This is a genomic window from Moritella sp. 5, from assembly GCF_018219455.1.
Lineage (GTDB): Bacteria > Pseudomonadota > Gammaproteobacteria > Enterobacterales > Moritellaceae > Moritella.
This window is the reverse complement of sequence record NZ_CP056122.1, coordinates 1,639,698-1,647,617: the sequence shown is the minus strand read 5'-3', so window position 1 is coordinate 1,647,617 and position 7,920 is coordinate 1,639,698. Positions and strand designations below refer to the sequence as shown.

The following is a 7,920-nucleotide window of genomic DNA, read 5'->3' as shown; positions in this document are numbered from 1 at the left end:
ACCTTATAACCCTAAATTTCACACCCTATCGGTATATCACCTACCACGATATAGATTAAACAGTCTATATCGTGGTGATAATGACGGTTCATTAGAATCAAAATACTGGATGGTGGGTAAATAAAATGGTATTTAAAGCAATAAATTTGTCTATTAGCTGATAATTACGTATTTAACAGCAAAACAGTGCAAAACGTAAAAAGGCCAACCCAATTGTAATTAGGTTGGCCTTTTCAGTACTATCATTACTATTTAAATAGTAAACGTTGTGTTATTGAATCAGTTGCTCGCGCAGTTTAGCCACTTTATCGCGAGTTTCACCAGCTTTTTCAAACTCTAAATCTTGTGCATATTTATACATTTGTTCTTCTAAACGCACTATCTCTTTACTTAGTTCTGCTGGGGTAAACACTGCATATGTCGCTTTCTGTTCGGCAATATGCATCATTTGTTGCTCTGGTGTTCTACCTATATTTAAACCATCACCGACCTTCTTCTTCAGTCCTTTTGGTATAATGCCATGCTTCACGTTATGTTCATGCTGCAAAGCACGGCGACGCTCAGTTTCGCTAATCGCTTTATCCATCGATTTGGTGATGCGATTAGCATATAAGATAGCTTTACCTTCGAGGTTACGAGCAGCACGGCCAATGGTCTGGATCAGCGAGCGTTCAGAGCGTAAGAAACCTTCTTTATCGGCATCTAAGATAGCAACCAAAGACACCTCTGGCATATCTAGACCTTCACGTAGCAAATTAATACCAACGAGTACATCAAATACACCTAAACGTAGATCACGGATGATCTCGACACGTTCAACAGTATCAATATCAGAATGTAAATAACGAACCTTCACGCCATGATCGGCAAGATATTCAGCTAAGTCTTCAGACATACGCTTAGTTAATGTCGTTGCGAGTACCCTCTCGCCCTTTTCTACACGTATATTAATTTCGCTGAGTAGATCATCAACCTGCGTATCAACCGGACGTACTTCAATGATTGGATCTAATAACCCTGTCGGTCGTACGAGCTGCTGAACAATTTCACCTTCGCAACGATCCAACTCATACTGACTCGGCGTTGCTGATACGTATAAGGTTTGCGGTGAGATAGATTCAAACTCTTCAAACTTAAGCGGTCTATTATCTAATGCCGATGGTAAACGGAAACCAAACTCAACCAATGTTTCTTTACGTGAGCGGTCACCTTTGTACATAGCACCAATTTGCGGTACGGTTACGTGGGATTCATCGATAACCAGCAAGCCGTCATCCGGTAAGTAGTCCAATAAGGTTGGAGGCGCATCACCTGGAGTACGACCTGATAAATAACGAGAGTAGTTTTCAATGCCCGAGCAATAACCAAGCTCTTGCATCATCTCAATATCAAATTGCACACGTTGGCTAACCCGCTGCTCTTCAATTAACTTGTTTGCTGATAATAACTGTTTCTTACGTTCTGACAATTCTACCTTGATGTGTTCAATTGCATCTAAGATCTTTTCTCTTGGCGTAACATAGTGCGTCTTAGGATAAATAGTCGCGCGCTCAGCCGTCTTTTCGATAGCACCTGTTAATGGATCGAAATAGCTAATACGTTCAATTTCATCATCAAACATTTCGATCCGAACCGCATGCTTATCTGACTCTGCTGGATAGACATCAATAACTTCGCCACGTACACGGAATGTCGAACGCTTAAAGTCCATATCGTTACGCGTATATTGCAATTCAGCTAAGCGACGAATGATACTGCGTTGGCTGATAATTTCACCCACGGACACATGTAACATCATTTTGAGGTAAGACTCTGGATCACCCAAACCATAAATGGCTGAAACAGACGCAATAAGGATCACATCACGACGCTCTAACAATGCTTTTGTTGCTGATAGACGCATTTGTTCAATGTGGGCATTTACAGCTGCATCTTTCTCAATAAAGGTATCAGTGCTTGGTACGTACGCTTCTGGCTGGTAATAATCGTAGTAAGAAACAAAATACTCTACCGCATTATTAGGAAAAAACTCTTTCATTTCGGCATAGAGCTGTGCGGCAAGCGTTTTGTTTGGTGCCATGAGCAATGTAGGACGATTTAATTGCGCAATCATATTCGCGACAGTGTAGGTTTTACCCGACCCTGTTACGCCTAATAAGGTTTGACTAGCAACGCCAGCATTAAAACTATCAACCAGCTTTTCAATCGCCTGCGGCTGGTCACCACTCGGGGTATATTCAGAACATAAATCGAATAAAATCGTCATTATTTAAGATCACAACTCGGTTTTTTAATTTATATATCACCATAATACCAATTTACACTTAGTGCGCCATAAGAATTCTCTATCCTCACAGATAGTTTGATGGATAACGCCAATTAAAAACAAAAATTCAATATAAAAACAAAAATGTCAAGTGGTTATCAACAGATTTTAAAAACATTGCATCTTCATGGTTATTTTTGATACAAGCATTTGAATCGATAAGTTATCAACAGACTAAAACACAAATTAAAAAACATAAACCATTGAACTACAACACATTGACCATCATCCAACTAACTAAGAAACCACTTTTCTAAATCCCTAAATTAGTTACTTTTTTACTTTTACAGATTTAATCAACAGAGTTACCCACAGATTTAGTGGATAACTCAATAAAAAATGTCATATTCACAATGCTCAATAACAAAGAGACATTTTGTTATGTATAAAATTTAAATTAAACTTGTTTGTGATGGCCCATATTTGTAAAATCCGTTTCGTATTATTAAAAATCTCTGCTATATAGAAAGAAACTAGCGATATAAGATAGGTTCGGTATTGTTCTTCTATAGTAAGACCCAAATATTTAAATGCTTGTCGTATAAATCAATTGTTTACTTAAACTACGCTATCAATATTTCTTAGGCATCATCGTTCAGTTATTCGACAAAAAAAAGGCAAATAACAGTTTTGGCCGTTTTATTATTGACAGTAGAATCATCTGACTTTAATATTCGCCCCGTCTTCAAAACAAAGACAAGTAATTCCCCTTTAGTTCAGTTGGTAGAACGGTGGACTGTTAATCCATATGTCGCTAGTTCAAGTCTAGCAAGGGGAGCCATATTTTCTTTCTCTACAGAGAAAGTAACGGTTAGTGATTTAGACACTGTATTAATCTACACTGCATGTATCATTAATTGGCTTCATTAGAAGCACACAACTTATTAGCTTCAAGAGAAGCAAAAAGAATAATTCCCCTTTAGTTCAGTTGGTAGAACGGTGGACTGTTAATCCATATGTCGCTAGTTCAAGTCTAGCAAGGGGAGCCACATTTTCTTTCTTTACAGAGAAAGTAACAGTTAGTGATTACTACACTGAATTAATATAAACGGTGTATAACATTAATTGGCTTCAATAGAAGCACACAACTTATTAGCTTAAAAAGAAGCAAAAAGAATAATTCCCCTTTAGTTCAGTTGGTAGAACGGTGGACTGTTAATCCATATGTCGCTAGTTCAAGTCTAGCAAGGGGAGCCATATTACCTAGATTGCTTATTACATAGCGGTTTATGAAAACGAATAATTCCCTTTTAGTTCAGTTGGTAGAACGGTGGACTGTTAATCCATATGTCGCTAGTTCAAGTCTAGCAAAGGGAGCCATATTACCTAAATTGCTTATTACATAGCGGTTTATGAAAACGAATAATTCCCCTTTAGTTCAGTTGGTAGAACGGTGGACTGTTAATCCATATGTCGCTAGTTCAAGTCTAGCAAGGGGAGCCATATTACCTAAATTGCTTATTACATAGCGGTTTATGAAAACGAATAATTCCCTTTTAGTTCAGTTGGTAGAACGGTGGACTGTTAATCCATATGTCGCTAGTTCAAGTCTAGCAAAGGGAGCCATATTACCTAAATTGCTTATTACATAGCGGTTTATGAAAACGAATAATTCCCCTTTAGTTCAGTTGGTAGAACGGTGGACTGTTAATCCATATGTCGCTAGTTCAAGTCTAGCAAGGGGAGCCATATTACCTAAATTGCTTATTACATAGCGGTTTATGAAAACGAATAATTCCCTTTTAGTTCAGTTGGTAGAACGGTGGACTGTTAATCCATATGTCGCTAGTTCAAGTCTAGCAAAGGGAGCCATATTACCTAAATTGCTTATTACATAGCGGTTTATGAAAACGAATAATTCCCCTTTAGTTCAGTTGGTAGAACGGTGGACTGTTAATCCATATGTCGCTAGTTCAAGTCTAGCAAGGGGAGCCATATTACCTAAATTGCTTATTACATAGCTGTTTATAAAACGAATAATTCCCCTTTAGTTCAGTTGGTAGAACGGTGGACTGTTAATCCATATGTCGCTAGTTCAAGTCTAGCAAGGGGAGCCATATTCTTTATTATCAATATAAAGAGTCATAGTATGTTGTATAAATAATCACAACATATTAGCTTTGTAAAAAGCACACAATTTGTTCCCCTTTAGTTCAGTTGGTAGAACGGTGGACTGTTAATCCATATGTCGCTAGTTCAAGTCTAGCAAGGGGAGCCACTTCTTTTAATATCTGTTCCCCCTCCTCGTAATAATATTTCTAATAATACTCTTAACGAATAAATTAATATTTATTACTAAAACATTTCTCCTACTAAAGTTTAATTCTTACTGAAATAGTGCCCGTTATCGCATAATCTATATCCAACTACCTCCTATACGTATTTTTATTGACCTAAACAGGTTAATCTAGTCTAACAAGGATGTAAAAATATTATAGGGATAATGAAAATGACGGATTATTTTCGCTGCAACCTTTCTATCACATTTGTTTTTTTATGTATGTTGATCAGTTCATTAGCGTTTGGTTACAATTCATTAAGTTCATCATTGTCGGTACAAGGCAGTATTGTTAATGATGCATTGAGTCAAAGAATAAGTCTTGATTCAATTACGGATGATAATGCTAAATTATTAACAGAACGCCTCGGACTAAGCCAATTATTCATTCAAACAGAATCTATATCTTCGAGTTGGAACTCCAATATCAACTACCCTATTCTGATCCAGTTGATCTTCCCTCAACTCGCTAAAAAGTTTTCAGGTGCCACCGATTTATTTAGTTATAAATTTAAGCTCAGATTTAATGACAAAGATAATGCACAAATTAAATTACTAAGCACTTTTATTATTTCACTCTTTATCGCCTATTTATTGTGCCTTGCATCCGTAAAACGATTATTAGTTAAGTTAGAAAGGAATATCCTGGAGGAAATTGGTAACACGACAAAACCAAAATACCACGCATTCCCAACTATCACCCGCCGTCTTGCCCAGCATAAAGCTGGCCACCATAAAGAATTACAAGATCAGCATAATAAAATTGAAGCCCTATCAAAACAAATTAACATGGATAATTTAACCGGTTTATACAATCGATTTTACTTTCGTGGTGAGCTTGTGGATATTTTGTCGGAACAAAATAAACCTCAATCAGCCATTCTCGCATTAATCCGCGCAACGGCGCTTGGACATATCAATAAACACAGAGGATTTCAGCGCGGCGATACTTATCTAAAAGATATATCTAATATTCTTAAGCAATGTACGAAACGTTACCCCGATAGTCGATTATACCGCGTTTCAGGCCCTGATTTCGCCATTATCATTCCTAATATGACTGCAGCCGTCGCACATAAATTGGCACGAGAAACCAAAGCGAATCTTGATGACTACCAATCACTTCATGATCTAGAAAATGTTGCGTATATAGGTATCACGACCGTTCATTCAGGTCAGCAGCCTGAGCAAGTATTAGCGCGTGCGGATACTGCACTAGCGAAAGCACAACTCGAAGGACCTAATCACTGGGCATTCCAACAACAAGATGCCCAGCAAGAAAATCAAGGACAATCTTATTGGAAAGATGTGATTGAAGATATTATCAATAAACGCAGCCTGATGTTACTCAGTCAACCAGTACAACCCATCCACCGTAACATGAAAAACTACCAAGAAATTTATACTCGTTTTATTGGCAGCAATAATGCCATACTGCCAACTCACACCTTGTTTGCAATGGCTCAACGCTTGGATTATACCGTTAAGCTTGACCAAATAATTATCGAAAACATCATCAGTAATAGCCGGACACAAATGGATGGTTCCTGTCGATGGGGGGTTAATCTAGCCTCACAGTCCGTGCAAAGTAGCGCATTTATTGTCTGGCTAGAACGATTATTATTACGCGAACCAAATATCGCGACCAATTTAGTTTTTGAAATTGATGAAATTATTCTAGAAAGAAATATCGTCTCAAGTAAGCGTATAGTCGATATGCTGCGCCGCGTTGGTAGCCGCTCAGCAATTAGTAAATTTGGGCATGGTATTAGTTCATTCAAACTCTTTAGAGAACTAAAGCCAGATTACATAAAAATAGACAGTGGTTTAATTCAATCAATTACAGATGATAATGCAAGTCAGCAGTTTTTACGTATGATTGTTGATGTGGCTCATCGCATGAGTTGCCAAGTAATTGCCGAGGGTGTTGAAGACTTAGCGCAAAAGCAATTACTCGAATCCATGTATGTAGACGGGATCCAAGGTTATCTCATCTCAAAACCTGCTCCATTAAGTAAAATAGCCTGTTAAACAACAAAAACCCAGGTAACGTAAGGATACTAATTAATTATTAGCCTTTTTACGTTATCAATTTACTTATTTTCTATTGTAACAATGATACAGATACCCGATAATATGGCCTCCCATAGTAACTGTACTACTTCATCATGACCGAATATCTTTTATTGCTAGTAAGCACTGTTCTTGTAAATAACTTTGTACTAGTTAAATTCCTTGGTTTGTGCCCGTTTATGGGTGTATCGAGCAAACTAGAAAGTGCGATTGGCATGTCGTTTGCGACAACATTCGTACTGACCATTGCCGCCATGTCTTCATACCTTGTTGAAACCTATATTTTAAGGCCGCTCGGCTTAGAGTATCTCCGAACGCTTAGTTTCATTCTTGTCATTGCCGTTGTCGTACAATTTACCGAAATGGTTGTGCATAAAACCAGCCCTACTCTTTATCGTTTGTTAGGTATTTTCTTACCACTCATCACGACTAACTGCGCGGTACTAGGTGTTGCACTACTCAATATTAATGAAAAACATAACTTTATAGAAAGTGCCGTGTATGGTTTTGGTGCTGCTGTTGGTTTCTCATTAGTGCTTATATTATTTGCGGCTATGCGTGAACGGATCGCAGCAGCAAACGTCCCGGCCCCTTTTAAGGGTACTTCAATCGCCATGATCACAGCAGGTCTTATGTCACTTGCGTTCATGGGTTTTACGGGCTTGGTTAAACTTTAACTATTGATAACTATGACTACTATTCTCATTGCAATTATTACCCTTGTTATTCTCGCCGCTTTATTTGGGCTCGGGCTCGGCTGGGCAGCTATTCGTTTTAAAATTGAAGGCAATCCTGTTGTTGAACAGATCGATGCCGAGTTACCACAAACACAATGTGGCCAATGTGGCTATCCAGGCTGCAAGCCTTATGCAACAGCCGTGGCTAACGGTGAAGAAGTAAACTTATGCGTTCCAGGTGGTGCTGATACTGTTGAAAAACTTGCTGATATTATGGGGGTTGAAGTCAAGCCCATTGCAGAGCAAGAACACGACGCCAGCATCAAAATGGTTGCGCGAATTATTGAAGAAGACTGTATTGGTTGTACTAAATGTATTCAGGCCTGCCCTGTTGATGCGATTGCAGGTGCAACACGCGCCATGCACACAGTGATCGTCGATGCTTGTACAGGCTGTAAATTATGTGTTGCACCCTGTCCTACCGATTGTATCGTGATGGAACCAGTACAAGCTGCATGGAAGTGGCAATTAGACTCTATCCCTGTAGTGAATATTAAGTAGGTCAC

Annotated in this window: 4 protein-coding genes and 11 tRNA genes; 14 read left to right on the top strand and 1 reads right to left on the bottom strand. The window is 38.4% G+C overall.

Features of this window, described 5'->3' with window-relative positions:
• Positions 1–271: 271 nt before the first annotated feature.
• The gene (uvrB, locus tag HWV01_RS07550) at positions 272–2,266 is read right to left on the bottom strand and encodes an excinuclease ABC subunit UvrB (RefSeq protein ID WP_211674791.1); all 1,995 of its coding nucleotides are present in this window, start codon (positions 2,264–2,266) and stop codon (positions 272–274) included.
• Positions 2,267–3,031: 765 nt separating this feature from the next.
• Here uvrB and HWV01_RS07545 point away from each other — a divergent pair.
• The 14 genes from HWV01_RS07545 to rsxB all read left to right on the top strand — a co-directional run bounded on the left by HWV01_RS07545 (position 3,032) and on the right by rsxB (position 7,915).
• Positions 3,032–3,107, top strand: a tRNA-Asn gene (locus tag HWV01_RS07545).
• 132 nt (positions 3,108–3,239) lie between these two features.
• Positions 3,240–3,315, top strand: a tRNA-Asn gene (locus tag HWV01_RS07540).
• 132 nt (positions 3,316–3,447) lie between these two features.
• Positions 3,448–3,523 (top strand) — tRNA-Asn (locus tag HWV01_RS07535).
• A gap of 47 nt (positions 3,524–3,570) precedes the next feature.
• A tRNA-Asn gene (locus HWV01_RS07530) sits at positions 3,571–3,646 on the top strand.
• Positions 3,647–3,693: 47 nt separating this feature from the next.
• Positions 3,694–3,769 (top strand) — tRNA-Asn (locus HWV01_RS07525).
• 47 nt (positions 3,770–3,816) lie between these two features.
• A tRNA-Asn gene (locus HWV01_RS07520) sits at positions 3,817–3,892 on the top strand.
• Between the two features lie 47 nt (positions 3,893–3,939).
• Positions 3,940–4,015: transfer RNA gene (locus tag HWV01_RS07515), tRNA-Asn, on the top strand.
• Positions 4,016–4,062: 47 nt separating this feature from the next.
• Positions 4,063–4,138 (top strand) — tRNA-Asn (locus tag HWV01_RS07510).
• 47 nt (positions 4,139–4,185) lie between these two features.
• Positions 4,186–4,261 (top strand) — tRNA-Asn (locus tag HWV01_RS07505).
• A gap of 46 nt (positions 4,262–4,307) precedes the next feature.
• Positions 4,308–4,383 (top strand) — tRNA-Asn (locus tag HWV01_RS07500).
• A gap of 85 nt (positions 4,384–4,468) precedes the next feature.
• Positions 4,469–4,544, top strand: a tRNA-Asn gene (locus HWV01_RS07495).
• A 231-nt stretch (positions 4,545–4,775) separates the two neighbouring features.
• Positions 4,776–6,635 (top strand): EAL domain-containing protein, encoded by a 1,860-nt coding sequence (locus HWV01_RS07490; RefSeq protein ID WP_211674790.1) that lies wholly within the window; start codon positions 4,776–4,778, stop codon positions 6,633–6,635.
• 137 nt (positions 6,636–6,772) lie between these two features.
• On the top strand, positions 6,773–7,354 hold the full coding sequence (gene rsxA / locus HWV01_RS07485) for an electron transport complex subunit RsxA (protein WP_211674789.1): 582 nt from the start codon (positions 6,773–6,775) through the stop codon (positions 7,352–7,354).
• Between the two features lie 12 nt (positions 7,355–7,366).
• A complete protein-coding gene (rsxB, locus tag HWV01_RS07480; protein WP_211674788.1) occupies positions 7,367–7,915 on the top strand; it encodes an electron transport complex subunit RsxB in 549 nt (182 codons plus the stop codon).
• Positions 7,916–7,920 lie beyond the last annotated feature (5 nt).